Source organism: Azospirillum tabaci (genome assembly GCF_014596085.1).
GTDB lineage: Bacteria > Pseudomonadota > Alphaproteobacteria > Azospirillales > Azospirillaceae > Azospirillum > Azospirillum tabaci.
In genome coordinates this window covers 32,543-58,894 of the sequence record NZ_JACCJY010000008.1, presented here as the reverse complement: position 1 = coordinate 58,894, position 26,352 = coordinate 32,543, and the positions used below count along the sequence as shown (strand labels likewise).

Genomic DNA, 26,352 nt, shown 5'->3' with positions numbered 1-26,352 from the left:
GCCCCGTTACGGGCGGATGTAGGACCAGCCCTCTTCCTGAAGCTGCATCAGCCGGACGACGCCGGAGGGCACCAGCTTGGCTTCCGGCACCATGGGGACCTCGCCCTGCTCCACGCGGATCATGCCGTTGCGCGTGTTCTCGCAGGCGGAATAGGTCAGGGTCGGCAGGCTGCCCTTCAGCGACGTCAACCGATCCTTCACGGGCGAGCGGTCGGCGCGCAGCATGTGCAGGCCGGGGCCGAAGGTGACCAGCTCGACCTCCACCGTCTCGCCGATGTTCTTGTAGTATTCGATGATGTTCTTGACGTTGTTGAGCGCCATGTTCATCAGCGCCGGGTCGTTGCTGCTGACCTGGATGGCGACGCGGTGGATGGTGGGCTGGTCCGCCCCGGCCTTCCGCCCCGCCATGACGGCGGTCATCCCGGCGAATCCGGCCAGAGCCAACGCCGCCCGGCGCGTGGAGCGCATCGCCATGTCATCCTCCCTTCCGGTGTGGGGGCATCCGCTGTCCTAGCACAATGACCCCGGTCGCCGCTTGTTCCCGAAGGGAGATGCCGCGCAACGGAAGAGGGAGGCGGTCAGCGGCGTAGGGCGTGCCGGGCCGCTTGGACCATCATCATCTCCCCCACATTCTCCGGAGTGACCAGACCGACCAGCCGTCCGTTTCCGTCGTCGACGCCGACCGCGGGCAGGCTTTTCTCCTGCATCAGGCGCAGCGCCTCCTCCAGCTTGCCGTGCCGGTGGACCACGGGGATGTCGGGGCGCATCACCTCCAGCACCGGCGTGTCCGGGCCGCGGTCGCGCAGGGCGCGGATCAGGTCGTCGCGGGTCAGCACGCCGCGCAGCTTGCCGGCGCCGTCCACCACCGGAAATTCGTGCTGGGTCGTGCGGATCAGGCATTGCACCGCATCCTCCAGCATGCCGGAGGGGGGCAGCGTCTCGAAGCGGGTGACCATGGCGTCCGACACGACCACGCCGTGGGTGATCTCGCGCATCTGCACCGCGTGCGCCTCCGACGAGGCGCCCAGATAGACGAACAGCGCGATGAACAGCAGCATCGGGTTGCCGAACAGCCCCAGCAGTCCCAGCCCGATGGCCACCGCCTGCCCGACCGAGGCCGCCACCTGGGTGCCGCGGACATAGCCCATGCGGCTCGCCAGCACCGCCCGCAGCACGCGCCCACCATCCATTGGGAAGGCCGGGATGAGGTTGAACAGCGCCAGGAACAGGTTGACCACGGCCAGCCGCGACAGCACGTCGATGCCGGCGTTCCGCACCTCCGCCGCTGCCGACGGCACGAAGCCGCCGAGCGCCGCGTAGAGCAGCGCCGCGATGACCAGATTGACCGCCGGCCCGGCCAGAGCCACCACCAGTTCCTGCGACGGCTTCTCCGGCAGGCGCTCCAGACGGGCGACCCCGCCGATGGGCAGCAGGGTGATGTCCGGCGTGCGCACGCCATAGCGCCGGGCGGCGAAGACGTGCCCGAACTCGTGCAGCAGCACGCAGAGGAACAGCAGCGAGAGGAAGACCACCCCCTCCAGCGCCGCCGGCCAGCCGCCCTGAGCGTGGTAGGCGGCCCCGATCCACAAAAGGAACAGGAAGAAAGTGATGTGGATGCGGATCACCGTGCCCTTCACGGTGCCGATGGGGATCGACCAGCTCATCACGACCTCGCCTTGCGCTGCGACCGTTCTCGGCCAGAGTCCAGAATGTGGTGTCGCGCGGCGTCCGAAGGCATGGGCCGGGTGGTGGAGTGGGGCGGCGGGCCGGGAGAGAGGGCCGGGGCACGCCCGGCCCTCCCGCCGTGTCACAGGCCCCAGACGACGGTGTTGAACCAGTAGTCCGTGCCGCTGAGGTTCAAGTACTCGATGCGGCCGGCACCGGCAGCGCTGCCGCTCCAGAAGTCGTCGATGATGATGTACTCGCTGATGGTGCCGTCGGCGGCGTCGGCCTTGGTGAAGAACAGGAGGTCGTTGGAGTCGCCGCCGAAGGTGCTGGCCCGGTAATATTCGAGCTGGTTGGGCGCCGTCGGGCCGTTCATGCGGAGCCGGTCGTAGTCCCCGTGCGAATCGGAAATCAAATCGATCCCGTCCGAATTGCAGGTGTAGAGATAGTTGTCGTTGTCGTAACCGCCGTAGAGGACATCGTTGCCGGTTCCGCCCGCCAGAACATCCAGACCGACATCCGAGCTATAGTCCCCGAACAACGTGTCGTTGCCGGCCCCTCCGTACAGCGTGTCGTTGTTGTTCCCGCCGTAGAGGAAGTCGTCGCCGGCCTCGCCACTCAGAAGATCGTTGTTGTCGTTGCCGTACAGCGTATCGGCACCAAGGCCGCCATACAGGCTGTCATTTCCGAAGCTGCCGTAAAGAGTGTCGTTCCCGTCGCCACCATCAATGTAGTCGGCGTCAGTGTTCCCAAGGATATCGTCGTTTCCGCCCTGCCCGAACAGCGTGTTCGGCCCCGAGGGAGCGTCGTAAATGTCATTTCCGGAGGTTCCATACCAAGTTGTCATCACAAGGATCTCCAAATTATTTGCCAATTGGTGGCATATGCTTTTCACAGACAGCTTGTATCGGAGTCAATGGAGTAGATTTGAAATTGAATGCTCTTGTACGCATTATATACCAAATGAATTCAAAGGAATGCAAATTGACGCTTGATCAACTATGAAAGCGGTTGATTTCGTTGGCGGGCCGCGTGATTAGTTACCTAACTAATTTATGGCGTCATTTTGACGCGCCACGCTCCAGTGGTTCCGTTTTTGACGGCAAGGCTGATCTTTCCCTGAGGTTGTGTTCGTGTGATGGCGCTGCGCCCCCGCCGACTCAGGTTGGGTGGATGAAGCGTGATTCGTTCTGTCAAGAAAATGTATGGAGGAATGGGGAATGAACCTGAGTAGCAAGGTGTCTTGAGTTTATTTCTGATGATCACCGCATTGGTGCAGCTTCTGTATGGATGCGAGGAGATGCCGGGCCGGCTGCATCCGGCGGCGTGGCGGGGAATCTGCTGCAGGCACGCAAGGACGGCGGCGCCAACACCAAGGCTGACGACGCCAAGGGCATGGGAGCCATCGCGCGAGCGTCCGGCTTCCGCCTTGGCCTTTCATGCCGTGGGCGGATGATGGCTTTCATCATCCGCCCACGGTCAAACCCGACAGATCAATGCGCCCGACAGATCAATGCGATAGCATTGATTGAAAAGGTGATACGGACGAAGCCTTCAGGCACCGTCCGTATCACAGGATGGACGCCGCCGGCGCTCGGCACAGGGAAGGTTACACCGCCTTCAGATGGCGGACCGGGCGGCCGGGCGACAGCGCTTCCGCCGCGCGGACGATGGCCTGGGCGTCGAGGCCGTGATGGCGGTAGAGGTCGGCGATGGTGCCGGTCTGGCCGAAATGCTCCACCCCCAGCGCCCGCGTGCGATGGCCGTGGACCGAGCCCAGCCAGCCCAGCCCCGCCGGGTGCCCATCCTGCACCGTCACCAGCGCGCAGTGTGACGGCACCCCCTCCAGCAGCCGTTCGACGTGGGAGCGTGCATGGGGCTTGCCGCGCTCGCGCGCCCGCTGTGCCGCGCTCCAGCCGGCGTGCAGCCGGTCGGCGGAGGTGACGGCGAGCAGCCCCACGTCGCGGCGGTCCTCGCCAAGCATCCCCACCGCCTCGATGGCCTCCGGCGCCACCGCGCCGCTGTAGGCGACCACCACCTGAGCGTTCGGGCCGGGGCGGCGCAGCCAGTAGGCGCCCTGGACGATGCCGCTCTCCAGCTCCGCGTCCATGGTCCGGACCGGCTGTTCCAGCACGCGGGAGGACAGGCGCAGATAGACCGAACCGCCGGTTTCGTCGCGCAGCCAGTTCCGCTCGTCCGGCTCGCCCTCGCCCTCCCGCTGCATGTAGTCGAAGGCCCAGCGCATGGTGACGGCCAGTTCGTCGGCGAAGGCCGGTTCGAAGCAGGCGAGCCCGTCCTGGGCCATGCCGACCAGCGGCGTGGCGATGGACTGGTGCGCCCCGCCCTCCGGGGCCAGCGTCACGCCGGACGGGGTCGCCACCAGCAGGAACCGCGCGTCCTGATAACAGGCGTAGTTCATCTGGTCCGCCGCCCTCATCACGAAGGGGTCGTAGACGGTGCCTATGGGCAGCAGGCGCTCTCCGAACAGCGAGTGCGACAGGCCCAGCGCCGACAGCAGGATGAACAGGTTGGACTCGGCGATGCCCAGTTCGAAATGCTGGCCGTCGGGTGAGAAGTCCCATGTGTAGGTGGAGGGGATGCGCTCCTTCTTGAACAGATCGGCCAGAGCGCTCTTGGCGAACAGGCCGCGGCGGTTCACCCAGGCGCCGAGGTTGGTGGAGACCGTCACATCCGGCGCGGTCGTCACGATGCGCTCCGCCAGTTCCGTCCGCTCGCGTCCCAGCTCGTTCAGGATCAGGCCGAAGGCCGCCTGGGTGGACAGCGCCTTCTGCGACGGGGCCGCCAGCGCCGCCGGCACCGGAACCGCCGCAGCGCCATAGCGCCGCCGCCCCTTGGCCGCGAAGGGCACGCGCTTCAGGAAGGCGTCCAGCTCCGCCGCCGGCCGGTTCAGCCCCTCAAAACGGTCCCACTCATGGCCCGGACGGACGGCGTTGGCGGCGCGGAATGCCTCCATCTGCGCCGGGGTCATCAGGCCGGAATGGTTGTCCTTGTGCCCGGCCAGCGGCAGCCCGGCGCCCTTGATCGTGTAGGCGATGAAGCAGACCGGCCGGTCGTGCGTGCGCGCCTGGGCGAAGGCGTCGAGCAGCGAAGGCAGGTCGTGGCCGCCCAGGTTGCCCATCAGAAGGGCCAGCTCCTCGTCGCTGCGGCGTTCGATCAGGCGGGTGACCGGCCCCTGGTCGCCCAGATCGTCGAGCAGGCGCTTCCGCCACGCCGCCCCGCCCTGGTAGGTCAGCGCGGAATAGAGCTGGTTCGGGCAGCGGTCGATCCAGTCGCGCAGGCGCTGGCCCCCCTCCTCCTGGAAAGCCGCCTGCATCAGCGCGCCGTATTTCAGGATCACCACGTCCCAGCCGAAGGCGCGGAAGATGTTCTCCAGCCGCTCCCACAGCCCCTCGCGGATCACCGCGTCCAGGCTCTGGCGGTTGTAGTCGACGATCCACCAGGTGTTGCGCAGCCCGTGCTTCCAGCCCTCCTGAAGGGCTTCGAAGATGTTGCCCTCGTCCATCTCGGCGTCGCCGACCAGCGACACCATGCGCCCCTCCGGCAGATCCTTCGCCCAGCCCTTGGCCTTCACATAATCCTGCACCAGCGAGGCGAAGAGCGTCTGCGCCACCCCCAGCCCGACCGAGCCGGTGGAGAAGTCCACGTCGTCCACGTCCTTGGTCCGCGACGGGTAGGACTGGGCGCCCTTGAAGCCGCGGAAATTCTCCAGATTCCCGCGCGTCTGGTTGCCCAGCAGATACTGGATGGCGTGGAAGATCGGGCTGGCGTGCGGCTTCACCGCCACCCGGTCCTCCGGGCGCAGGGCCTGGAAGTAGAGCGCCGTCATGATCGTCGCCAGCGAGGCCGAGGACGCCTGATGCCCGCCGATCTTCAGCCCGTCCTGGTTGGGGCGTACGTGGTTGGCGTTGTGGATCGTCCAGGACGCGAGCCAGAGAACCTTGCGCTCCAACTCGCGCAGGCAGGCGAGGTCGGCGTGGTTCGGAACGGTCGCGTCCATGTTGGTGCCTCTCTTGACGGAACGGCGGTCGATGATCGGTGAAGCCTATCATTTGTGCCGCGGCAGGAGTTTGCAAAGTGGCGCCGGAGATGCCGCCGCTTTAGCATAGGATTGCGCAGAACTGGCCAGGACGGCATAAAATGCCAAAAATCAAACTCGACCGTATCGACCGCAAGATCCTGGCCCTGCTTCAGCAGGACGGGCGGATGCCCAACAACGAACTGGCGGAGCGCGTCGGCCTGTCGCCGTCCCCCTGCCTGCGCCGGGTGAAGGCGCTGGAGGAGGCGGGCGTCATCACCCGCCACGTCGCGTTGGTCGATCCCGCCGCGGTCGATCTGCCGGTGAACGTTTTCGTCAGCGTCAGTCTGGAACGCCAAGTGGAGGAGCGGATCGACGCCTTCGAGGCCGCCGTGATGGCGCTGCCGGAGGTGATGGAATGCTATCTGATGACCGGGGACGCCGATTACCTGCTGCGCGTGGTGGTCCCCGACCTCGCCAGCTACGAGCGCTTCCTGAAGGAGCATCTGACGCGGATTTCCGGGGTCGCCAACATCCGGTCGAGCTTCGCGCTGAAGCAGGTGCGCTACCGCACCGCCCTGCCGCTGGGCCATTTGGCGGAGTGACCAGGACGGTCATGAATCCATAGAGATCTAAGCATTCACGCCAAAATTATTGGTTAGGTTTCTAACTATATTCTATGATTATTGATCAATTGGATAAGTCGTTCTATCATTTCATTCAGTTCCAAGGCTGCGACATGATGGGGATAGGATGTCAAACATTTCCTTGAGCGGCGCGATCCCTTCAGCGTCGGCACATCCGACGATGTCCTCCAAGCCGCCGGTGAGCCGGACCAAGGAGAGCGAAGCCAGCAACGGCGGCGGGAAGGCCGACCATGTGGACTTGAGCCCGTTGGCATCGGCCTTGAAGGGCGACGCACTTTCGCTGTTTGGCAAGTTGTCATCTGAGGACCGAAGTGCATTGGGTCTCTTCGTTTCGTCCGGCCAAATGTCGGCCGACGAAATGAACGATGCGCTTTCGGGAAAACTGAAGGAAACCCGCAGCCGGACGTTCTGGAAAGGCGCCATCGAAGCGGGCGTCGGGCAGGAAACCGATAAACAGAAGAAGATCAGAACACTTTCGGAGAGCATCGAGGCGCGGCTGTCCGCCATCGATAAGATCGCCGGCTCGGGGTTGCGTCTGGATCAGGCGGTCGCGATCTCGAACGAGATGCGAGGCGCGATGCGGGAACGCAGTTCATTGATGGGTCAGACGGACGATGGCGCAACCACGGTGAGGTTGACCGCGGATTTTGCCTTGAACCAGCTGGCGCGGACCGACTCGGAACGCGCGGCGGGGGCCAAACTGTCCGCTGTGGGCTTCAAGTCCGAAAGCTTCAATCAGCTGTTGAAGGACACGGCGGAAAAGGACATCGCTTCCATGTGAGCGTGTGCGCGCTGTGACAACCGTGGTCCGTCGGCCGCAATCCTGCTTTCAATATGTTCAACATCCCGTCGCCCGGACCGCTCATGACGTTCGCGATGGAAGACCTGCGCCGCTTTTTGCCATAAAGAGTATTGGAACAGGGGCGCTCGGCGAAATTTCCCGCTGACAGACCCCGACCAACAGGCGAAGGCATGGGGAAGCAGGACGGGATGATGGACTGGGACAAGTTGCGGGTGTTCCACGCTGTGGCCGAGGCCGGCAGCTTCACCCACGCGGGCGAGGCCCTCAACCTCAGCCAATCGGCGGTCAGCCGGCAGATCAGCGCGCTGGAGGACAGTCTCGGCGTTCCGCTGTTCCACCGGCACGCCCGCGGCCTGATCCTGACCGAGCAGGGCGAGTTGCTGAACCACGCGGCGCGCGACATCTTCGCGAAGCTGTCGATGACCCAGGCGATGCTGAGCGAGAGCAAGGACGCCGCCAAGGGGCCGCTGAAGGTGACGGCCACGGCGGCCTTCGGCTCGACCTGGCTGACTCCGCGCATCGGGGAATTCCTGGCGCTCTACCCGGACATCCAGCTCACCCTGCTGATCACCGACACGGAGCTGGATCTGGGCATGCGCGAGGCCGACGTGGCGATCCGCGTCAGCCCGCCGCGCCAGCCGGACCTGATCCAGCGGCACCTGATGACCTTCCGCTCCCACCTCTACGCGCACCGCCGGTACCTGGACCGCAAGGGAGAGCCGCAGACGGTGGGCGATCTCGCCTCCCACGACCTGGTGACCTATCCGCAGGAGTTGCGCGCGCCTTTCGCCAACACCCACTGGCTGCGCGATCTGGTGACCGACCCGGTGGCCCGCGACCGGACGGTCCTTCAGGTCAACAACCTGTACGCGATCTTCCGCGCCGTCGAGAGCGGGCTGGGCATAGGCTCGCTGCCCGACTATCTGGTGACCGGTTTGAATGACATCGTGCGGGTGCTGCCGGACCAGTCCGGGTCGAAGGTGGACGCGTTCTTCGTCTATCCGGAGGAGCTGCGCCATTCCAAGCGCATCGCGGTCTTCCGCGACTTTCTGGTCAAGAGGGTTGCGGAAAGCCAGTTTTAATTCCCGTTTGACGAGTTGGCGGACGGGGCGCGCGCCGGAGACGGCCGCGCCCTTTGTTTTTTGCGCCATCCAGCATGCGACATAGTGTCGGTCAGGACGGCACGGCCGACTTCGCGCTTGCACGCTAAACTGATATATTAATATATGCCACACATGCGGAGCCCACCGCGTGTCGGCCTTCAGAGCCTGGGCCCCATCCAATAATCGCAATCGCCAGGAGTTTCCCGGAAGGGAAAGGCGTGCGCCTATGCCTGCCGATGAACAGGCAAGTGAGGAAGTCATGAAGATAGTGCGTGGTCTGCGATGGAAAGTCCTGGCGCTCATCATGCTTGGGACGATCATCAATTACATCGACCGCAACACGCTGGGCATCCTGGCGCCGATGCTCAAGGAACAACTGCACTTCACGACAGAGCAGTATTCCTACATCGTCAGCGTGTTCCAGCTCTGCTACAGCCTGATGCAGCCGATCGCCGGCTATGTGACGGACCTCATCGGCCTGAAATTCGGCTACGCGATGTTCGCCTTCATCTGGGGCAGCGCCGCCGCCTTGCACGCCTTTTCCGGCGGCTGGCAGTCGATGGCTTTCTTCCGCGGCCTGCTCGGCATCAGCGAGGCGGCGGCCATGCCGTCGGGCGCCAAGACCGCCACCCTGTGGTTCCCGGCCAAGGAGCGCTCGATCGCCACGGGCTGGTTCAACACCGGCAGTTCGGTCGGCGCCATGATCGCCCCGCCGCTGGTGATCTGGCTGTCCGTGACCTGGAGCTGGCAGGTCGCCTTCGTCGTCACCGGCCTGCTGGGCGTCGGCCTGTCGATGCTGTGGCTGGCGCTGTACCGCAACCCGGAGAACCACCCGCGCCTGACCAAGGAGGAGCACGCCTACATCCTGGACGGCCAGGAGCACGTTGAGCTTCCCAAGCCCTCGATGAAGCGCGTCGTCACCATGCGCAAATTCTGGGGCATCGCCGCCGCCCGCTTCCTGACCGAGCCGGCGTGGCAGACCTTCAGCTTCTGGATTCCGCTCTACATGGTCAGCACGCGCGGCATGGACATCAAGCAGTTCGCGCTGTTCGCCTGGCTGCCCTTCCTGTTCGCCGACATCGGCTGCGTCCTCAGCGGCTACCTGTCGCCCTTCTTCGCCAAGCGTTTCCGCATGTCGCTGGTCAACTCGCGCATCGCCGGCATCGGCATCGGCGCGGTGTGCATGATCGGCCCGGCCCTGATCGGCCTGACCAGCAGCCCGATCACCGCCATCTTCCTGTTCTCGGTCGGTGCCTTCGCGCACCAGATGCTGTCGAGCCTGCTCTACGCCTTGGTCACCGACACCTTCGAGAAGCAGGACGTCGCCACGGCGACCGGTTTTGGCGGCATGGCCGGCTACATGGGCGGCATGATCTTCTCGCTGATCATCGGCCAGCTCGCCAGCACGATCGGTTACGAGCCGCTGTTCGTCTGCCTGTCGGTCTTCGACATCACGGCCTTCATCGTGGTGCTGGTGGTTCTCGGCCAGTGGGGCCGGAACAAGGTCACGCCCCCGGCGGTGCCGAGCGGCGCCCACGCCGACTGAGCCGGACGTCTTCTCGTCCCACGGGGCCGCGCGATCCGGGAAGACCCGGGTTACGCGGCCCTTTTTTCATATGGACGAACGGTTTACTGGACGGCCGCGGTCAGCAGGGAGGCGAGGGCGAAGCCGCTGACGATGACGAGGCGGGCGATGATGTGGGTCTTCATGGCAAGGCTCCGATTGGCTTTGGCGGGCGCCGGGGCGAGCCCCGCTTTGTGTTGAGCCAATGTTCGCACCGCGCGGACTAAAGACAAACCGCGCAATTCGCATGCCTTCCATATCGATATTGCAGCGCAACATAGCGCTGTTATAAGTCGAAGCCCTGGAGAGTTCAAGTATTCATAGCGCTCTTCACAGCGCTGCTACTGAGTCAATTGCAGCGCTATGAATCCAGTGTTCATGCGGATTCGGCGATCGGTTCGGCGGGGGCGGAATCGCTGTCGAACAGGTCGGGGAAGCGCCGGGCCAACTCGGGCAGGGAGTTCAGGATCTCGCGCAGATGCAGGCGCATGGCGGCCTCCGCGGCGTCGGGACAGCGCGCCCGGATTCCTTCGACGATTTGCTCGTGCTGGGCGATCAGCCGGTCCAGCGGGGTTGCCTGCGGCAGGCTGAGGTAGCGCACGCGGTCCATCTGGGCCTTGGTCTCCTCCACCACCCGCCAAGCGTATTCGCAATCCACCCCCAGCGCGATGGTGCGGTGGAAGGCTTCGTCCAACTCCAGGAAGGCCGCCGGATTGGTGCTTTGGGCGGCCTCGCGCTGCGCTTTGAGATTGGCCTCCAACTCCGCGACGGCGCGGGCGGGCAACCCTTCGCCGGCCTTGCGCGCCACCGCCAGCTCCACCGCCTCGCGGACGAAGCGGGCGTCCATCACCTGCTTGGCCGAAATCTTCACCACGAAGGTGCCGCGCTGCGGGCGGATGACGACCAGCCCGGACTCGCTCAGCTTGATGAAGGCTTCGCGCACCGGCTGGCGGCTGACCCCAAGCTGGCCGGCCACCTCCTGCTCGGACAGCGGCTGGCCGGGCTGGAACTGCATCGTCACGATGGCGTGGCGCAGTTCCCGGAAGACGCGGCGCGCCACGGGCTCCGTCGAATCCGGCTCGATCCTCCTCAACATGCTCTCCCCATCCCTTCTTTTTGCAGTCCGTCCCGTCGGTGCCCGCCCGGATGATCCTCGACGGCGGATTCATCCTGCACCGTTCGCAAGCCCATAGACAACACCATTCTTGTATACTACCATACCAGTCGCGTACCGAACAATCGCCTCCGTGCAAGAGGCGTTGTCCTCAAAGGGAGGAAACATGAGCATCATCACCCGCACTTGGCGCGTGGCCGCCCTCGGCTTTGCGCTGGCCACCGTCGCCGGCGGCGCGCTGGCGGCCGACTACACGCTCAGCGTCAACACGGCGCTGGCCCAGCAGGACCCGCTCTACAAGGGGCTGGAGGAGTTCAAGAAGAACGTCGAGGCGCGGTCCGGCGGCAAGATGGCCGTCCGCCTGTTCCCCGGCTCGCAGCTCGGCAAGGACGAGGATGTGCTGGAGCAGGCCCGCGCCGGGGCGGGGGTCGCGGTGGTCGTGGACGGCGGGCGTCTTGCCGTCTTCGTGAAGGAGTTCGGCGTTCTGGGAGGACCGTACCTTGCCCAGGGCTACGAGGGCATCCGCAAGGTCGTCACCTCGCCGTTGTTCGACCAGTGGTCGGACAAGCTGCGCAAGGCGTCGGGCCATCAGGTGCTGTCCTTCAACTGGTGGCAGGGCGAACGGCACCTGCTGACCAACAAGCCGGTGAAGGGACCGGAAGACCTCGCCGGCATCCGCATGCGCACGCCGGGCGCGCCGGTGTGGATGGAGACGATCCGCGCCATGGGCGCCACCCCGACCCCGATGGGCTGGTCGGAGGTCTACACCGGCCTCCAGCAAAAGGTGATCGACGGCGTCGAGGCCCAGCACCCCGCCAGCTTCGGCGCTCGCCTGTACGAGGTGACCAACCGCATCACCAAGACCGGCCACATCAACCTGATCACCGGGATCGTCACCAGCGCCGCCTGGTTCGACAAGCTGCCGCCGGAGCAGCAGACGATCCTGAAGGAAGAGGCGCTGAAGGCCGGCGACAGCGCGTCGCGCGCCACCCAGGCGTCGCTCGCCGACTTCGAGAAGCAGATGAAGGACAAGGGCATGACGATCGAGGAGATCGACGTGACGCCCTTCCGCAAGGCCACCGCGCCGGTCTACGAGAAGCTGGGCTACGCCGAACTCCACAAGGACGTGGAAAAGCTGCTGCAGAACTGACGCGGGATTCGGTTCGCGCTGACGTTGCTCCCACCCCGGCCCTCCCCCGCTGTCGTAGGGGAGGGCCGGGGTGGGGGCCAGTACCTTCCACATTCAACGCTGCCTGCCGCCACCTTCCGCCATCAAGGGACCGCCATCATGTCGTCCTTGTTTCACAAGGGGGAAGCCGTCCTGGCGATGCTTCTCCTCGCCGCCATCGTTCTGCTCGTCTTCGCCGCCGGCGTCATGCGCTGGTTCGGCCATCCCCTGGTCTGGTCGGTGGACGTGGCGCAGCTCCTGTTCGTCTGGGTCGCCTTCCTCGGCGCCGACATGGCGCTGCGCAAGCGCGCCCACATCGGCATCGACTATCTGGTCAAGCGCCTTCCCGACTCCGCGCGGGCCACGCTGGACGTCGTGCTGGGCGTGCTGGTCGTTGTCTTCCTTCTCACCATGACGGTGATGGGCTACCGGCTGACCATGCTGAACCTGGAACGCCAGTTCGGCGACAGCGGCATCAGCTACGCCTTCGTCACCGCCGCGGTGCCGGTGGGCTGCCTGCTGCTCGCCATCACGCTGACCGGCCAGATCCTGGACACCCTGCGCGAGCTGCGCCGCCACCCCAAGCCGGTCTTCGCCCCGGCCCCGAAATCCGGCGACATCGAGGAGGTCGTGCCGTGACCCTGCTTGCCGTTACCTTCTTCGCGCTGATGGCGTTCGGGCTTCCGATCGCCTTCGCCATCGGCATCGCCGGCTTCTCCTTCTTCGCCACGAACGACATCATCCCGATGTCCATCGGGGTGCAGCAGGTCGCCTCGGCCTCGCAGAGCTTCCCGCTGCTGGCCGTGCCCTTCTTCGTGCTGGCCGGGCACATGATGAACCGGACGGGCATCACCAGCCGCCTGATCAACTGCTCCAACGTGCTGGTGTCCTGGATGTCCGGCGGGCTGGCGCAGGTCTGCATCGTGCTGTCCACCCTGATGGGCGGCGTCTCCGGCTCGGCGGTGGCCGACGCCGCGATGGAGGCGCGCATCCTCGGCCCCAGCCTGATCGCCCGCGGCTATTCGAAGGGCTTCACCGCCGCCGCCATCGCGGTCGGTTCGCTGATCACCGCGACCATCCCGCCCAGCCTGGGGCTGATCCTCTACGGCTTCGTCGGCAACGTGTCGATCGGGCGGCTGTTCCTGGCCGGCGTCATCCCCGGCTTCATGATGATGGCCGGGCTGATGCTGACCGTCTGGCTGATCGCGCGTCGCCGCGGCTACCGTCCCGAAATGGCGGAGCGTCCGACCCTGCGCGCCGTGTGGCGGGCGGTGGCCGACGCGAAGTGGGCGCTGCTGTTCCCGGTGGCCCTGCTGTTCGCGATCCGCGGCGGGTTGTTCACCCCGTCGGAGGTCGGCGCCTTCGCCGTCGTCTACGCCGCCGTCGTCGGCTTCCTGCTGCACCGGGAACTGACCTGGGCCGCGGTGGCCGAGGCGCTTCAGGAAGCGGTGGTGGACACCGGCCTGATCATGCTCATCATCCTGTTCTCCGGCATGGTCGGCTACGCCATCATCTTCGAGCAGGCGCCCCAGACCATCGCCGAGGCGATGACCCAGCTCACCACCAACCCGCTGCTGGTGGTGGCGCTGATCCTGATCTTCCTGTTCATCGCCGGGCTGTTCGTCGAGAGCACGGTGCTGGTCCTGCTGCTGACGCCGATCTTCCTCCCCATCGTGACGCCGCTGGGCGTCGATCCGGTGCATTTCGGCATCCTGATGATGACCATCGTCACGCTGGGCTCCATGACGCCGCCGGTGGGCGTGGCCATGTACACGGTGTGCAGCCTGCTCGACTGTCCGGTGGAGGAGTATGTCGTCGAATCGCTGCCCTTCGTCGGCACCATCGTCCTGCTGGTCGCCGTGCTGACGCTCTGGCCGGGGCTGGTGCTGTTCCTGCCGAACATGCTGATGTGAGGGAAGGGGGCTTGCCAGGAGTTGGAGCGCTGATATACTAATATATGGCGCTCCGATCTCTCGGCGGACCCACGGCCGGTCCGGGCACACCAAGCCCCGTCCATGGAGCGTCCTTGTCATTGTGGAAACGGGGCAGGGCCGCGTGTGAAGGGCAACGCCAAGGGGCGGTCCGGGCAGGGCCGCCCCTTCGCGCTTCGCCCTGGGCCACGCTACTTTCCCGTCACCATGCCCCAGAGCGGCTTGATCACCTTGTGCACCAGGGGGATCAGCAGGGCGCCCAGCAGAAGCCCGAACACCCCGGCTCCCGCCGCCCCGACCAGCCATTCCACCGCGGCCTTCGCCGCCGGAACGGCCTCTCCGGCCGCCACGGCGGCACCGTGGATCGTGTGTCCGATCGCGGTCAGGCCGAAGCCTTCCAGCCCATGGACGACGATGCCGCCGCCCACCCACAGCATGGCGGCGGTGCCGACCAGGGCCAGCAGTTTCAGGAAAACCGGCATTCCCTTGACCAGCCCGCGTCCGATCGCCTGGGTCACCGGGGCGAGCGCCCGGTCGGCCCCGCCCGGCGCATCGGAGTAGGGTGTGCGCAACCCCAGGAGACTGGCCGCCGGACGCCCGTTCTGGGCCAGCGACAGGCCCACGTCGTCCGCCTTCACGATCAGCGCCACCGCGCCGTAAACGATGCCGGTGATGCCCGCCCCGACGACCGCAAGAACGGCAGCCTGCATCCAAAAGGAGGAGGTTTCGGCGGCGATCGTGGAGAGGACGATGGCCATGATCTCCGCTGACAGGATCAGGTCGGTCTTGATGGCGCTGTTGATCTTCTCCCGCTCGAACTGCGCGGCGTCCTGCCCCGCGGCGCCCAGTCCTTCGGCGTCATGATGCGCTGCGTGGGGGCGCAGGGCCTCCCACACCTTCTCCGCCCCCTCGTAGCAGAGGAAGCCGCCGCCGAGCATCAGCAGGGGCGTGATCGCCCAGGGCGCGACGAGGCTGAGCGCCAGCGCCAGGGGCAGCAAAAACACCAACTTGTTCTTCAACGAACCCAGTGCGATCTTGCCGATGATCGGCAGTTCGCGGTCGGCGGTGAAGCCGACCACATAGCGTGGCGTCACCGCGGCGTCGTCCACCACCACCCCGGCGGCCTTGGCTCCCGCGCGTGCCGCCTGTCCCGCGGCGTCATCCAGCGAGGCCGCGGCGACCTTCGCCAAGCCAGCCACATCGTCCAACAGTGCGATCAGTCCCGTGCTCAAGGTTTTGGCTCCCCTCCGTACCGGCGTCCATGGAGCAGACAACGCCGCCGGGGGCAAGCCGGACCTTCGGAAAGCCGGTCAGTCGTCGACGAGCTGGTCGGCGGTGAGCATGTGGAGATCCGGGTCCGGCATGTCCCGGCCGTCGTCCAGATAGAGCACCCGGTCCACCAGCACGAGGACGCGCACGCCGTCCACCGGGACGACGCTCAGCCGCCGGTTGATGACGGCGTTGCGGAAGGCCACGGCCCGGTCGTTGTAGGTGACCGACAGAACGTCGTTCGTCCCTTCCAGCATGGGCAGGGCGTAGCGCTCCATCATCTCCGCGGTCAGCCCGTCGATGCGTGGCAGCAGGGAGGAGCCGACGATGTCGAAGCGGTGCCGCTCGAGCCATCGGGCCAGCGGCGGGGACACGGCCTGGGCGATCAGGCCGGGCGTGTAGAGGGTGCACTTCTCACCCATGCTCCGCACCATCGCCTTCAGGCCGAGGAAGGTGGGGTGGTGCCGGAAATGGCCGGTCAGAACGTCGCGCAACAGCGCCTGCTCCCGCGGGTCGGGCAGGGCGGCGCCGGACTCCCAACGGGCGACGGTTTCCTCGGTGGTGGCCAGCATGACGGCGAACTGCGCGGTGGTCAGGCCGTGCAGCCTTCGCAACGCGCGCACGATCTGCGGCCACTCATGCACCGGCACAGACGGCTCTCCAGATTATCTCCAGGGGTAATGATGGGAGAATACGCGATTCTACGGCAAACACATACGCAATCATGCGGGAAGAGTCATACCGGAGTATCCGGAACTTTGGTTCGTAACGCCGACTGTTTTGCGGGTAAACGCTTGAGGAAGCTGTAATTTTTCGGTCTTGCTGCTCTGCGGGCATAGCGCTTCTGGTATTGGGTATACCACGGCACAATAGCTCCATCAGCACAGAGGAGACACATCATGGCTTACGCTTCCGCTCATCACAGCCATCACGAAGGCCTTCTGGCGAGCATCGCCAAGGGTGTTACGGAATTCGCCAGCGCTTGGTTCTCGGCCACTCCGCTGTATATCGTATACCAGGCTGTGGCCTCGGGCACCTACGCCCCGGCGGCCAGCACCTCGACGCTCGATCTGCCGACGCTGATGCGCGAATGACCGGCGCCAGGGCCATCCGGCCCCACGACGCGGCGGCCCGCCCATCCGGGCCGGAAAAAAGGACCGACTCCTCCGGAGCGGTCCTTTTTCATTTCGCCCGTCGTTTTACCCGGCGACCGTGAACGTCGCCGGCGGCAAGCCTCGGCGCTGCCGGTCCAGCATCGTCAGCAACGCCTGGTCCAGCAAGCGTGTGTAGGCGTTCATATCGAACAGCGGCCCGCTGTCGCGTTCGGCCCGCAGTCTGTCCCGAACCGCCGCGAGGCCACCGCGGTTGTTCGCCCAACGAAGAACCGCGCTTTCGTAGTGCGCCAGGGATTCCGTCACGAATTCGGGAAGGCCAGCGGCGTGGAGCAGGCTGGCGGCCACGCGCGACTGCAGCGTGCGTCCCGGGAGCGTCACCACCGGAAGCCCGACCCACAGCGCGTCGCTCGCCGTCGTGTGGGCTCCGTAATGCAGGGTGTCCAGCATCAGGTCGGCGTTCTGAAGCCGGGCCAGGTGATCGGCCAGCGTCGGTGCCCAGGGCGCGAAGACGATGCGGTCCGCGGCGATCCCCGCCGATTGGGCGGCTTGGAGCAGGTTCTGTTCGGCCTCCGCGGTCGGCCGTGCAAGCCACAGAACCGCGTCCGAAATCTTGTGCAGCAACGCCATCCAGACGCCCCAGATCTCGGGCGTGATCTTGTAGGCGTTGTTGAAGCAGGCGAGCACGAAGCCATCCGCCGGAAGCCCGCAGGCCGACCGTGGCGGCGCTGGGGGGACGTCATAACGGCGGTCCCGCGGCAGGAAGCAGCGCGGCATCCGGGCGACCGTCTCGGTAAAGCCATCCTCCAACTCCGGCGGCAGGGCGATGGGGTCGGCGACGATGTAGTCGATCCACGGCGCGCCCATGGTGCCGGGATAGCCGAGGAGCTGGACCTGCACCGGTGCCGGCCGCGCGGCGAGGATGTGCGGCCGCGGGTGGCCGGTGTAGCCCTTGAGGTCGATCAGGATGTCGACGTCGTCCCGACGGATCGTTTCGGCGGCGGCCTCCGCGGTCAGGGCATCGATGTCCACAAAGCGGTCGACGCCCTCGCGCACACGGTGGCGTTCGACGCTGTCGTCGTCCGGGCCGTAGCTGTAGGCGACCACGCGGAAACGCGACCGGTCGTGCAGGGCCAGCACCTCCGCCAGCAGCTGCGCGACCGGATGCTGGCGGAAATCGTTCGACAGGTAGGCGATGGTGGCGACGGCCGTCCTGGCGGGCTTCGGCTTCAGCCGCACCGGCTTCGACCGGATCGTCTGCGCGTGGGCCCGCGCCGCGGCCAGGAGCGACCGGGCGGAAACGCGGTGGGACAGCATCATGGACGCCTGGACCGGCACGCCCTGCGACGCGATGGACTCCAGCTCGACCGCGTCGTCATCGAAGGAGGACCAGTCGCAGGATCGCTGCTTGGTCTGGATCAGCCCGACCGTCGCGGTCGGATTCTGCGGCGCGATCCTCAGCGCGCGGCGGTAGACCTCCGCGGCGACGGCCAGATTGTCCTGTCCTTTGAGGGCGGTCCCCAAATTGAACCACACCGCCGGAGCGTTCGGCGCGACCGCCGCCGCTTGACGGGCCAGACGCTCTGCCTCCGCGAGGCGCCCCAGTTGGAACAGCACCGCCGAGAGGCTGAGCAGCGTGTCCGGACTTGCCGGGTGCAGCGACCGCGCCTGTTCGAGCGTCCCGGCGGCGCGGTCGTAGGCTCCCATCCTGAACAAAGTGTTGCCGATGTTGAGCAGGATTCCAGGATGATTCGGATCGTGGCGGAGCGCCCGCTCGAACGCGCTCAGGGCATCGTCGTAGCGCTGGTTCCCGAAGGCCGCGTTCCCGACCGCCGCATGGAGGTCCCGTCCGAACCCGGCGATTTGCGGAGTCAGGGCGGTCCCCCTGGTCGCCTGGTCGAACAACGCGACGGCGCGCCCCAGATCGCCTTTCTGGGCCAAGGCCAGAGCATCCGACAGTTTGCGCATGTCCGGTGCGGAAGGACCGCCGGATTGCCTGTTCTTGTTCATGGTCGCTCCAACCCGGACTGCTTCGGTTCACCCAACACACCGAACCGCGCTGCGCCCGCCGCAGCCCGGTTCGTGCGAGCCGCACCGCCATGGCGATGCGCTCTATTAGGGTATGCTAACGCCTTGCCGTCCCGGGAAGGAGAGCGTTGTCGTCGGGCCAGCCTCCACACGCGACCCGTGCCGGTGGAGGCGTCAGGCGTCCCCGGCGATCTCCGCCAGAAGCTGGACCTGGAAGGAGAGCAGGAAGGCTGCCCGCTCCTGCGCCCGTGCCCGACCCGCCGGGGTCTGCATGGTGTTGGGCAGCAGCAGCAGCTTCGCCTTGAAATGGTCCAGCGCGTATTGCAGGTCGTCGAGCGGGCGGCCCTCCGCCATCGGGTCCTCGCCGTGGAACAGCGCCCGCTTCATCAGGCCGGAGGTGGCGAAGCAGCGGGCGATGCCGATGGCCCCCAGGCTTTCCAGCCGGTCGGCGTCCTGAACCAGCTTCGCCTCCACGGTCAGCGGCGGAATGCCGGCGGAGTAGCTGTGCGCCTCGATGGCGTGGCGGGTGGCGGGGATCAGCGCGTCCGGGAACCCCATGCCGCGCAGAACCTCCTCCGCCCGATCCGCCGACAGGCGGGAGGCGCGGCTGCGGTCCGGATGGTCCTTCGGCACGTTCACGATGTCGTGGAGCAGGGCCGCGGCCAGCACGACGAGCATGTCGGGCGGCGGTCCGCCGTCCCGTTCGGCCTCCGCCGCGGCCAGAGCCTTGGCGGTGCGCCAGACGCGAAGAAGATGGTCGACGTCGTGCGCCGGATCCTCGGCCACGTTGGAACGCAGCCATGTGGTGATGGAGCTTTCCCAAACATCGACATCGCTGAGCACAACATCTTTTGGCATGAGCGCTCGTCCTCTTCCGTGCTTTTTACATAATATGGGGATGGGGAGGGCGATTGTCCCGAAATCATTTGTGGGCGGGCATCCCCCTCCCCAAATCGGGACTCCCAAATCAGGAACCCCCTATCCGGAATGGTTGCATCGCGCCGAATGCCCGATGACCACGGGCCGTCGCGCCGTTAAGGTGACGCCCGCCCGGAACGGGCCGACCGACAGGCAGAGGGGAGACATGCAGCCGATCATTCAGGTGCGTGGGCTGGAAAAGACCTACGCCACCGGCTTCCAGGCGCTGAAAGGGGTCGATCTCGACATCCGCCGCGGCGAGATCTTCGCCTTGCTGGGACCGAACGGGGCCGGCAAGACGACGCTCATCAGCACCGTCTGCGGCATCGTCAACGCCACCGCGGGCACCGTGACGGTCGACGGGCACGACATCGTGCGCGACTGGCGCGCCGCGCGCTCGCTGATCGGCCTCGTCCCGCAGGAGCTGACGACCGAAGCGTTCGAGAGCGTCTGGGCCACCGTCAGCTTCAGCCGCGGGCTGTTCGGCAAGCCGCCCGATCCCGCCCACATCGAGAAGGTGCTGAAGGACCTGTCCCTCTGGAACAAGAAGGACAGCAAGGTCATGGCGCTGTCCGGCGGCATGAAGCGCCGCGTGATGATCGCCAAGGCCCTGTCGCACGAGCCGCGCATCCTCTTCCTCGACGAGCCGACCGCCGGAGTGGACGTGGAGCTTCGCCGCGGCATGTGGGAGATGATCGGGCGGCTGCGCGACAGCGGCGTGACCATCATCCTGACCACCCACTACATCGAGGAGGCGGAGGAGATGGCCGACAGCATCGGCGTCATCTCCAACGGCCGCATCGTGCTGGTCGAGGACAAGGCCGCGCTGATGCGCAAGCTCGGCAAGCGGCTGCTGACCCTGCAGCTCCAGCATCCGCTGGAGGCCATCCCGGCGGAGCTGGCCGGCTACCCCCTGACCCTGTCCGGCGACGGGCGTGAGCTGGTCTACAGCTTCGACACGCAGGAGGACCAGACGGGCATCGCCCGGCTTCTCCGCAAGCTGGGCGACCACGGCATCGATTTCACGAACCTGCACACCGAGGAAAGCTCCCTCGAGGAGATCTTCGTCAGCCTTGTGAAGGAGCGGGCATGACCTCCCCCATCAACCTTCATGCGGTCAAGGCCATCTACCTGTTCGAGCTGGCCCGCACCTGGCGCACGCTGTTCCAGAGCATCGCGGCGCCGGTCATCTCGACCTCGCTCTACTTCATCGTCTTCGGGGCGGCCATCGGCGGGCGCTTCACCGCGGTGGACGGGGTGAGCTACGGCGCCTTCCTGGTGCCCGGCCTCGTCATGATGTCGGTGCTGACGGAAAGCGTGTCCAACGCCTCCTTCGGCATCTACATGCCGCGCTATTCCGGGACGATCTACGAGGTGCTGTCGGCCCCGATCTCCGCCTTCGAGACGGTGCTCGGCTATGTCGGGGCGGCGGCCACCAAGTCGATCATCCTCGGCGTGCTGATCCTGCTGACCGCCCGGCTGTTCGTGGACTACTCGATCCAGCACCCGTTCTGGATGGTCGCCTTCCTGGTGCTGACCTCGGTCACCTTCAGCCTGTTCGGCTTCATCCTGGGCGTCTGGGCCGACGGCTGGGAGAAGCTGCAGATCGTGCCGATCCTGGTCATCACGCCGTTGGCCTTCCTCGGCGGCAGCTTCTACTCGATCAGCATGCTGCCGCCGCTGTGGCAGAAGATCACCCTGTTCAACCCGGTCGTCTATCTGGTCAGCGGCTTCCGCTGGAGCTTCTACGGCCAAGCCGACGTGCCGGTGGGGATCAGCCTCGCCATGACCGCTCTGTTCCTGGCGCTCTGCCTGACGGCGGTCTGGTGGATCTTCCGCACCGGCTACAAGCTGAAGGCCTGACAGCCTCGGGCGGCGGGGGTTACGCCCCGCCGTCCAACATCCCGTGGGCGCGGTGCCACTCCTCCAGCGATTCCGGCGGGTAGTCGTCGCTGCGCTCATCCCCCGGCCCGGCCTGGACCGGCACCCAGTTGGCCTTCGACCCCAGCATCATGTGGACGTGGGCCGGCGCCTCCGGCAGGGGACTGTCGATGGCGCTGGCGAAGGGGTGGACCAGCTCCGGCCAGCGCGGGTCGCTCACCCACAAGGCGGAGCCGCAGCGGGAGCAGAAGCGCCGCTCGCCGGGGCTTTCCTGCCCGTCGATGCGGGCGTGGAAGACGGTGATGTGCTCCGTCCCCGTCACCGCCAGCGTGTCGGCCTTGGCCCCCAGATTGATGGCGTAGCCGCCACCGCCCGCCGTCTTGCGGCAGATCGAGCAGTAGCAGCGCAGGTAGGGGACCGGCGCGTAAGCGTCCACCGAGAAACGCACCGCGCCGCAGTGGCAGGACCCGTCGAGCTTCATCGTCCTCTCCTCCGATCCTCGGGCGCCCGCCTGCGGCGCCGCACCCGTCCAACCCTCCCTCTTCGGGAAAGTTTCCGGGGGGTGCGGCGATCACACGTCGACCACAAGGGCCATCGCCTCGGCCATGGCCAGCGGTCCGACGGAGGCCCAGGTCCGCGCCCTGGTCACCGTGAACACCGAACCATCGTCGCTGGGACCGCTGGGCGAGCCGGTGATGAACGCGCCGCGGCTCAATCTCGCCCTCGACGCAGTCACGGCGATGCATTAGCTGAAGGTCAGCAGACGGCCTCTTCCGTTCCCTCGCGGGTGGGGAGGGGATGGGGCCGCCGATCCGTTCCGAAAGCCGCCCCCGATGCCGAACGACCGAACCGCCGCCGCCATCCGGCCTTCGCCCGATGCGCTCCTGCGCGAAGCCACGCGGGAGGGGCGCGGGCGGCTGAAGCTGTTCCTGGGTGCCGCCCCCGGCGTCGGTAAGACCTACGAGATGCTGTTGACCGCCCAAGCCAAACGGCGCGATGGGGTTGACGTGGTGGTCGGGGTGGTGGAGACGCATGGCCGGCGGGACACCGAGGCGCTGCTCGCCGGCCTGACGGTCCTTCCTCGCCGCAAGGTCGATTACAGGGGCCGCCAGCTCGACGAGATGGACCTCGACGCCATTCTCGCCCGCCGACCCGCCATCGTGCTGGTGGACGAGCTGGCCCACACCAACGCCCCCGGCAGCCGCCACGCCAAGCGTTATCTCGACGTGGAGGAGATCCTCGCCGCCGGGATCGACGTCTACACGACGATGAACATCCAACATGTGGAGAGCCTGAACGACGTCGTCGCCCGGATCACCCGCGTCCGTGTGCGCGAGACGGTGCCGGATTCCATCCTCGACCGCGCCGACGACATCGAGGTCATCGACATCACGCCCGACGACCTGATCCAGCGGCTGAAGGACGGCAAGGTCTATGTCCCGCGCACCGCCGAGCGGGCCATCCGCCATTACTTCTCTCCCGGCAACCTGACGGCGCTCCGTGAGCTGGCGCTGCGCCGCACCGCCCAGCGGGTGGACGACCAGCTTCTCACCCACATGCAGGCCCACGCGATCGCCGGCCCCTGGGCGGCGGGAGAGCGGCTGCTGGTCTGCGTGAACGAGGACCCGGCCTGCGCCGCCGTCGTCCGCTACGCCCGCCGTCAGGCGGACCGGCTGCGCGCCCATTGGACGGCGCTGCACGTCGAGACGCCGCGCAGCCTGCGCCTGAGCGAGGCCGAGCGCGACCGCATCGCCGACGCGCTGCGGCTGGTCGAGAAGCTGGGCGGCGAGGCGGTGACCATCCCCGGCGGCGACGTCGCCGGAACCGTGGTCGAGTATGCGCGAACCAACAACGTCGCGCACATCGTTATCGCCAAGTCCCACCGCGGCCTCTGGGCGGAACTGCTGCGCGGCTCCGTCGCCTTCCGGCTGATCCGGCAGGCCGGCGGCATCAGCGTCCACGTCATCGCCGGCGACGCCGAGGAGCCGATCCCGCCCAAGACGGTGCGCACCGCGGCCCCCCGGCGTCCGGCGCTGTGCTGGTGGCCCTACGCCGCGGCCACCGGCTATGTTGCCCTGGCGCTGGGCGTCGGGCACCTGCTGCATCTGATCCTGGACGTCGGCAACATCGGGCTGGTGTTCCTGACGGCGGTGCTGACCAGCGCGGTGACCGGCGGGCTGGGGCCGTCGCTCTACGCTTGCGTCGTCAGCATCCTGGCCTTCAACTACTTCTTCCTGAACCCGCTCTACACCTTCTCCATCGCCGATCCGGAGAACATCGTCGCGCTGTTCTTCTTCGCGGTGGTCGCGGTGATCGCCAGCAACCTGACCGCCCGCGTGCGCGCCCAGGCGGTGACGGCGCGGCTGCGGGCCAAGACGACGGAGGATCTCTACGGCTTCAGCCGCAAGCTGGCCGGCGTGGTCACCATGGACGACCTGCTGTGGGCGACCGCCCACCAGATCGCGGCGATGCTGAAGGTGCATGTGGTCCTGCTGCTGCCCGACGGCGACACCGTGTCCGTCCGCGCCGGCTACCCGCCGGAGGACGAGCTGCGCGAGGCCGACCTCGCCGCCGCCGTCTGGGCGTGGGAAAACAACCGGCCCGCCGGGCGCGGCTCGGACACGCTGCCCGGCGCCAAGTGGCTGTTCCTTCCCCTGCGCACCGGGCGCGGTCCGGTCGGGGTGGTCGGCATCGACACCGACACCGCCCGCACCGGCAAGCCCGGCGCCCTGCTGACCCCCGACCAGCGCCGGCTGCTCGACGCGCTGACCGATCAGGCCGCACTCGCCATCGAGCGCGTCACCCTGGCGGAGGACGTGGACCGCGCCCGTCTGGCCGCCGAGACGGAGCGGCTGCGCTCGGCCCTGCTCACCTCGATCTCCCACGACCTGCGGACGCCGCTGGCCTCCATCCTGGGGTCGGCGACCAGCTTGACCGCCTACGGCGCCGGGATGGACGAGGCGTCGCGCCGCGACCTCGCCGCCACCATCCAGGAGGAGGCGGAGCGGCTGAACCGCTTCATCGCCAACCTGCTGGACATGACGCGGCTGGAGTCGGGGGCGATCCGCCCGCGCACCGGCCCGGTCGATCTGGCCGAAACGGTGGGCAGCGCGCTGGGGCGGGCGGGCCGCATCCTGGCCGGGCACCGGGTGGACGTCGATCTGGCCGCCGACCTGCCGATGCTGGAGGCGGACGACGTGCTGTTCGAACAGGTTCTCTTCAATCTTCTGGACAACGCGGCCAAATACGCGCCTACAGGCTCGCTGATCCAGGTCGGGGCGTCGCGGGAGGACGGTCGGGTGCGCGTCGAGGTGCGGGACGAGGGCGACGGCATCCCCGTGGCGGATGTCGAGCGCATCTTCGACAAGTTCTACCGCGTCCAGGCCCAGGACCGGCAGCGCGCCGGGACCGGGCTGGGGCTGGCGATCTGCCGCGGCTTCGTCGAGGCGATGGGCGGCACCATCACCGCCGGCAACCGCAAGGACCGCTCCGGCGCCGTCTTCACCCTGACCATGCCCGCCGCCGCCGCTCTGCCCGGCCTTGAGGAGCCCGGCCTTGAGGGGGAGGGGACGCCATGAGGTCGGACACCCTGCCGCTGCGCGTCCTGGTGGTGGACGACGAGCCGCCGATCCGCCGCTTCCTGCGCACCACCCTGTCCGCCCAGGGCTACGACATCGCCGAGGCGGAGGACGGGGCGGGCGCGCTGGAGGCGATGCGGCGGCGCCCGCCGGACCTGCTGGTGCTCGACCTCGGCCTGCCGGGGATCGGCGGGCTGGAGGTGATCCGCCGCCTGCGCGCCGACGGGGTGGCCGCCCCGATCATCGTGTTGTCCAGCCGAACCGACGAGGCGGGCAAGGTGGAGGCGCTGGACCTCGGCGCCGACGACTATGTGACCAAGCCCTTCGGCATGGACGAACTGCTGGCCCGCATCCGCGCCGCCCTGCGCCACCGCCTGCAGCAGCAGGGGGAGCGCCCGCTGTTCCGCAGCGGCGACCTTGCCGTCGATCTGGTCCGGCGGATCGTGACGGTCCGCGGCGCCGAGGTGAAGCTGTCGCCCCGCGAATACGACCTGCTGCGCCTGCTGGTCGCCCATGCCGGCAAGGTTCTGACCCACCGGTTCATCCTGAAGGAGGTCTGGGGCGCCGACACCGACGTGCAGTATCTGCGCATCTACATCCGCCAGCTCCGCCAGAAGATCGAGGCGGAGCCGGAGCGCCCCTCGCACATCCTGACCGAGACCGGCGTCGGCTACCGGCTGCGCGCGCCGGATTGATCCCGCCCCCACATCCGTTGCAACCCACCGCTGCACGCTAAACCTGCTGCGCGGTGGTTGGATTCGTGCGACAGAACCCCCAGGGCCGCTGTTTCAAGCGCAAGCCCCAAGAAAAGAGATGACCGCACACCGCCATTGAGCCCACCCGCAGCCTTCGAAGAGATTTTTATATGGAAAGCGTCGATCTCTGGTCGCAGCTCACCGCCCTTGGGCAGGTGGTCGCCATCGACCTCGTTCTCGCCGGCGACAACGCCATCGTGGTCGGCATGGCCGCCGCCGCCGTTCCCGTGGAGCAGCGCCGCAAGGTGATCGTCTGGGGCATCGGCGCGGCCATCATCCTGCGCATCTTCTTCGCCCTGATCACCACCCAGCTTCTCGCCATCATCGGGCTGACCCTGGCCGGCGGCGTCCTGCTGCTCTGGGTCTGCTGGAAGATGTACCGCGAGCTGCGCTCCGGAGGGGCGGACGAGGTGACGCCCGACGAGGCGCTGGCCGCAAACGGCCCTGGGGACGCCGCGGTCGGTGCGGCGGTGGTGACGACCACCTTCGGCGCGGCGGTCTGGCAGATCGTGGTGGCGGACGTGTCGATGTCGCTCGACAACGTGCTGGCGGTGGCCGGTGCGGCCAAGGACCATCCGACGGTCCTGGTCATCGGCCTTCTGCTCTCCGTCGTCCTGATGGGCGCTGCGGCCAATGTGATCGCCCATATCCTGCACAAGCACCGCTGGATCGGCTGGATCGGCCTCGCCATCATCACCTACGTGGCGCTTGACATGATCTGGCGCGGCGGCAACGAGGTCCTGACCCAGGCCCACCTGCTCTGATGTCCCATCTGCTCTGA

General features: G+C 67.0%; 25 protein-coding genes. 14 read left to right on the top strand and 11 right to left on the bottom strand.

Annotated elements, in window-relative coordinates; all coding sequences use genetic code 11:
• Positions 1-6: 6 nt before the first annotated feature.
• The 4 genes from H0B54_RS11630 to H0B54_RS11615 form a co-directional block, all read right to left on the bottom strand.
• Positions 7-474: a DsrE family protein gene (locus H0B54_RS11630; RefSeq protein ID WP_188260446.1), complete on the bottom strand. Its 468-nt coding sequence runs from the start codon at positions 472-474 to the stop codon at positions 7-9.
• 104 nt (positions 475-578) lie between these two features.
• Positions 579-1,664, bottom strand: a complete 1,086-nt coding sequence (locus H0B54_RS11625) for a site-2 protease family protein (RefSeq protein WP_188260445.1) — start codon at positions 1,662-1,664, stop codon at positions 579-581.
• Positions 1,665-1,807: 143 nt separating this feature from the next.
• A complete protein-coding gene (locus tag H0B54_RS11620; protein ID WP_188260444.1) occupies positions 1,808-2,512 on the bottom strand; it encodes a calcium-binding protein in 705 nt (234 codons plus the stop codon).
• A 762-nt stretch (positions 2,513-3,274) separates the two neighbouring features.
• Entirely contained in the window at positions 3,275-5,683 is a 2,409-nt protein-coding gene (locus H0B54_RS11615) for a transketolase-like TK C-terminal-containing protein (RefSeq protein ID WP_188260443.1), read from the bottom strand.
• A gap of 140 nt (positions 5,684-5,823) precedes the next feature.
• On the opposite strand from H0B54_RS11615, the gene H0B54_RS11610 reads away from it, so the two are divergent.
• The 4 genes from H0B54_RS11610 to H0B54_RS11595 all read left to right on the top strand — a co-directional run bounded on the left by H0B54_RS11610 (position 5,824) and on the right by H0B54_RS11595 (position 9,799).
• Positions 5,824-6,306 (top strand): Lrp/AsnC family transcriptional regulator, encoded by a 483-nt coding sequence (locus H0B54_RS11610; protein ID WP_188260442.1) that lies wholly within the window; start codon positions 5,824-5,826, stop codon positions 6,304-6,306.
• Between the two features lie 148 nt (positions 6,307-6,454).
• A complete protein-coding gene (locus H0B54_RS11605) occupies positions 6,455-7,129 on the top strand; it encodes a hypothetical protein (RefSeq protein ID WP_211109329.1) in 675 nt (224 codons plus the stop codon).
• Between the two features lie 212 nt (positions 7,130-7,341).
• Entirely contained in the window at positions 7,342-8,232 is an 891-nt protein-coding gene (locus H0B54_RS11600) for a LysR family transcriptional regulator (RefSeq protein ID WP_175426619.1), read from the top strand.
• Positions 8,233-8,557: 325 nt separating this feature from the next.
• On the top strand, positions 8,558-9,799 hold the full coding sequence (locus tag H0B54_RS11595) for an MFS transporter (RefSeq protein ID WP_246472487.1): 1,242 nt from the start codon (positions 8,558-8,560) through the stop codon (positions 9,797-9,799).
• Between the two features lie 83 nt (positions 9,800-9,882).
• Here H0B54_RS11595 and H0B54_RS11590 read toward each other — a convergent pair whose 3' ends face one another.
• Both H0B54_RS11590 and H0B54_RS11585 read right to left on the bottom strand, forming a co-directional pair.
• Positions 9,883-10,023: a hypothetical protein gene (locus tag H0B54_RS11590; protein ID WP_188260439.1), complete on the bottom strand. Its 141-nt coding sequence runs from the start codon at positions 10,021-10,023 to the stop codon at positions 9,883-9,885.
• 170 nt (positions 10,024-10,193) lie between these two features.
• Entirely contained in the window at positions 10,194-10,913 is a 720-nt protein-coding gene (locus tag H0B54_RS11585; RefSeq protein ID WP_094303630.1) for a GntR family transcriptional regulator, read from the bottom strand.
• A 184-nt stretch (positions 10,914-11,097) separates the two neighbouring features.
• On the opposite strand from H0B54_RS11585, the gene H0B54_RS11580 reads away from it, so the two are divergent.
• The 3 genes from H0B54_RS11580 (at position 11,098) to H0B54_RS11570 (ending at position 14,012) form a co-directional block, all read left to right on the top strand.
• Positions 11,098-12,081 (top strand): C4-dicarboxylate TRAP transporter substrate-binding protein, encoded by a 984-nt coding sequence (locus tag H0B54_RS11580; RefSeq protein ID WP_188260438.1) that lies wholly within the window; start codon positions 11,098-11,100, stop codon positions 12,079-12,081.
• Between the two features lie 138 nt (positions 12,082-12,219).
• Positions 12,220-12,738, top strand: a complete 519-nt coding sequence (locus H0B54_RS11575) for a TRAP transporter small permease (RefSeq protein WP_188260437.1) — start codon at positions 12,220-12,222, stop codon at positions 12,736-12,738.
• Positions 12,735-14,012 (top strand): TRAP transporter large permease, encoded by a 1,278-nt coding sequence (locus tag H0B54_RS11570; protein WP_094303633.1) that lies wholly within the window; start codon positions 12,735-12,737, stop codon positions 14,010-14,012. Before H0B54_RS11575 ends, H0B54_RS11570 begins: the two co-directional genes overlap by 4 nt.
• 209 nt (positions 14,013-14,221) lie before the next feature.
• Here H0B54_RS11570 and H0B54_RS11565 read toward each other — a convergent pair whose 3' ends face one another.
• On the bottom strand, positions 14,222-15,262 hold the full coding sequence (locus H0B54_RS11565; RefSeq protein ID WP_188260436.1) for a DUF808 domain-containing protein: 1,041 nt from the start codon (positions 15,260-15,262) through the stop codon (positions 14,222-14,224).
• A 78-nt stretch (positions 15,263-15,340) separates the two neighbouring features.
• Entirely contained in the window at positions 15,341-15,949 is a 609-nt protein-coding gene (locus H0B54_RS11560; RefSeq protein ID WP_188260435.1) for a helix-turn-helix domain-containing protein, read from the bottom strand.
• Between the two features lie 249 nt (positions 15,950-16,198).
• On the opposite strand from H0B54_RS11560, the gene H0B54_RS11555 reads away from it, so the two are divergent.
• Positions 16,199-16,393 (top strand): hypothetical protein, encoded by a 195-nt coding sequence (locus H0B54_RS11555; RefSeq protein WP_188260434.1) that lies wholly within the window; start codon positions 16,199-16,201, stop codon positions 16,391-16,393.
• Positions 16,394-16,498: 105 nt separating this feature from the next.
• Here the strand turns inward: H0B54_RS11555 and H0B54_RS11550 are convergent, their stop codons facing one another.
• The gene (locus H0B54_RS11550; protein WP_188260433.1) at positions 16,499-18,421 is read right to left on the bottom strand and encodes an O-linked N-acetylglucosamine transferase, SPINDLY family protein; all 1,923 of its coding nucleotides are present in this window, start codon (positions 18,419-18,421) and stop codon (positions 16,499-16,501) included.
• A gap of 192 nt (positions 18,422-18,613) precedes the next feature.
• Positions 18,614-19,297, bottom strand: coding sequence for an HD domain-containing protein (locus tag H0B54_RS11545; protein WP_094303638.1), 684 nt, complete (start codon positions 19,295-19,297; stop codon positions 18,614-18,616).
• Positions 19,298-19,523: 226 nt separating this feature from the next.
• Between H0B54_RS11545 and H0B54_RS11540 the strand changes: the two genes are divergently transcribed.
• The gene (locus H0B54_RS11540; protein WP_188260432.1) at positions 19,524-20,450 is read left to right on the top strand and encodes an ABC transporter ATP-binding protein; all 927 of its coding nucleotides are present in this window, start codon (positions 19,524-19,526) and stop codon (positions 20,448-20,450) included.
• Positions 20,447-21,220, top strand: a complete 774-nt coding sequence (locus H0B54_RS11535) for an ABC transporter permease (RefSeq protein WP_211109328.1) — start codon at positions 20,447-20,449, stop codon at positions 21,218-21,220. Before H0B54_RS11540 ends, H0B54_RS11535 begins: the two co-directional genes overlap by 4 nt.
• Before the next feature lie 19 nt (positions 21,221-21,239).
• Here the strand turns inward: H0B54_RS11535 and H0B54_RS11530 are convergent, their stop codons facing one another.
• The gene (locus H0B54_RS11530) at positions 21,240-21,719 is read right to left on the bottom strand and encodes a GFA family protein (RefSeq protein ID WP_188260431.1); all 480 of its coding nucleotides are present in this window, start codon (positions 21,717-21,719) and stop codon (positions 21,240-21,242) included.
• 124 nt (positions 21,720-21,843) lie between these two features.
• Here H0B54_RS11530 and H0B54_RS11525 point away from each other — a divergent pair, with 124 nt between their 5' ends.
• The 4 genes from H0B54_RS11525 to H0B54_RS11510 all read left to right on the top strand — a co-directional run bounded on the left by H0B54_RS11525 (position 21,844) and on the right by H0B54_RS11510 (position 26,335).
• Complete coding sequence (locus H0B54_RS11525) at positions 21,844-21,987, top strand: potassium-transporting ATPase subunit C (protein WP_188260430.1); 144 nt, start codon at positions 21,844-21,846, stop codon at positions 21,985-21,987.
• A gap of 84 nt (positions 21,988-22,071) precedes the next feature.
• Positions 22,072-24,816: a sensor histidine kinase gene (locus H0B54_RS11520; protein WP_188260429.1), complete on the top strand. Its 2,745-nt coding sequence runs from the start codon at positions 22,072-22,074 to the stop codon at positions 24,814-24,816.
• Positions 24,813-25,511 carry a response regulator gene (locus H0B54_RS11515; protein WP_188260428.1) on the top strand — a complete coding sequence of 233 codons (699 nt, stop codon included), beginning with the start codon at positions 24,813-24,815 and terminating at the stop codon, positions 25,509-25,511. The genes H0B54_RS11520 and H0B54_RS11515 overlap by 4 nt, the downstream gene beginning before the upstream one ends.
• Positions 25,512-25,681: 170 nt before the next feature.
• The gene (locus tag H0B54_RS11510; RefSeq protein WP_188260427.1) at positions 25,682-26,335 is read left to right on the top strand and encodes a TerC family protein; all 654 of its coding nucleotides are present in this window, start codon (positions 25,682-25,684) and stop codon (positions 26,333-26,335) included.
• Positions 26,336-26,352 lie beyond the last annotated feature (17 nt).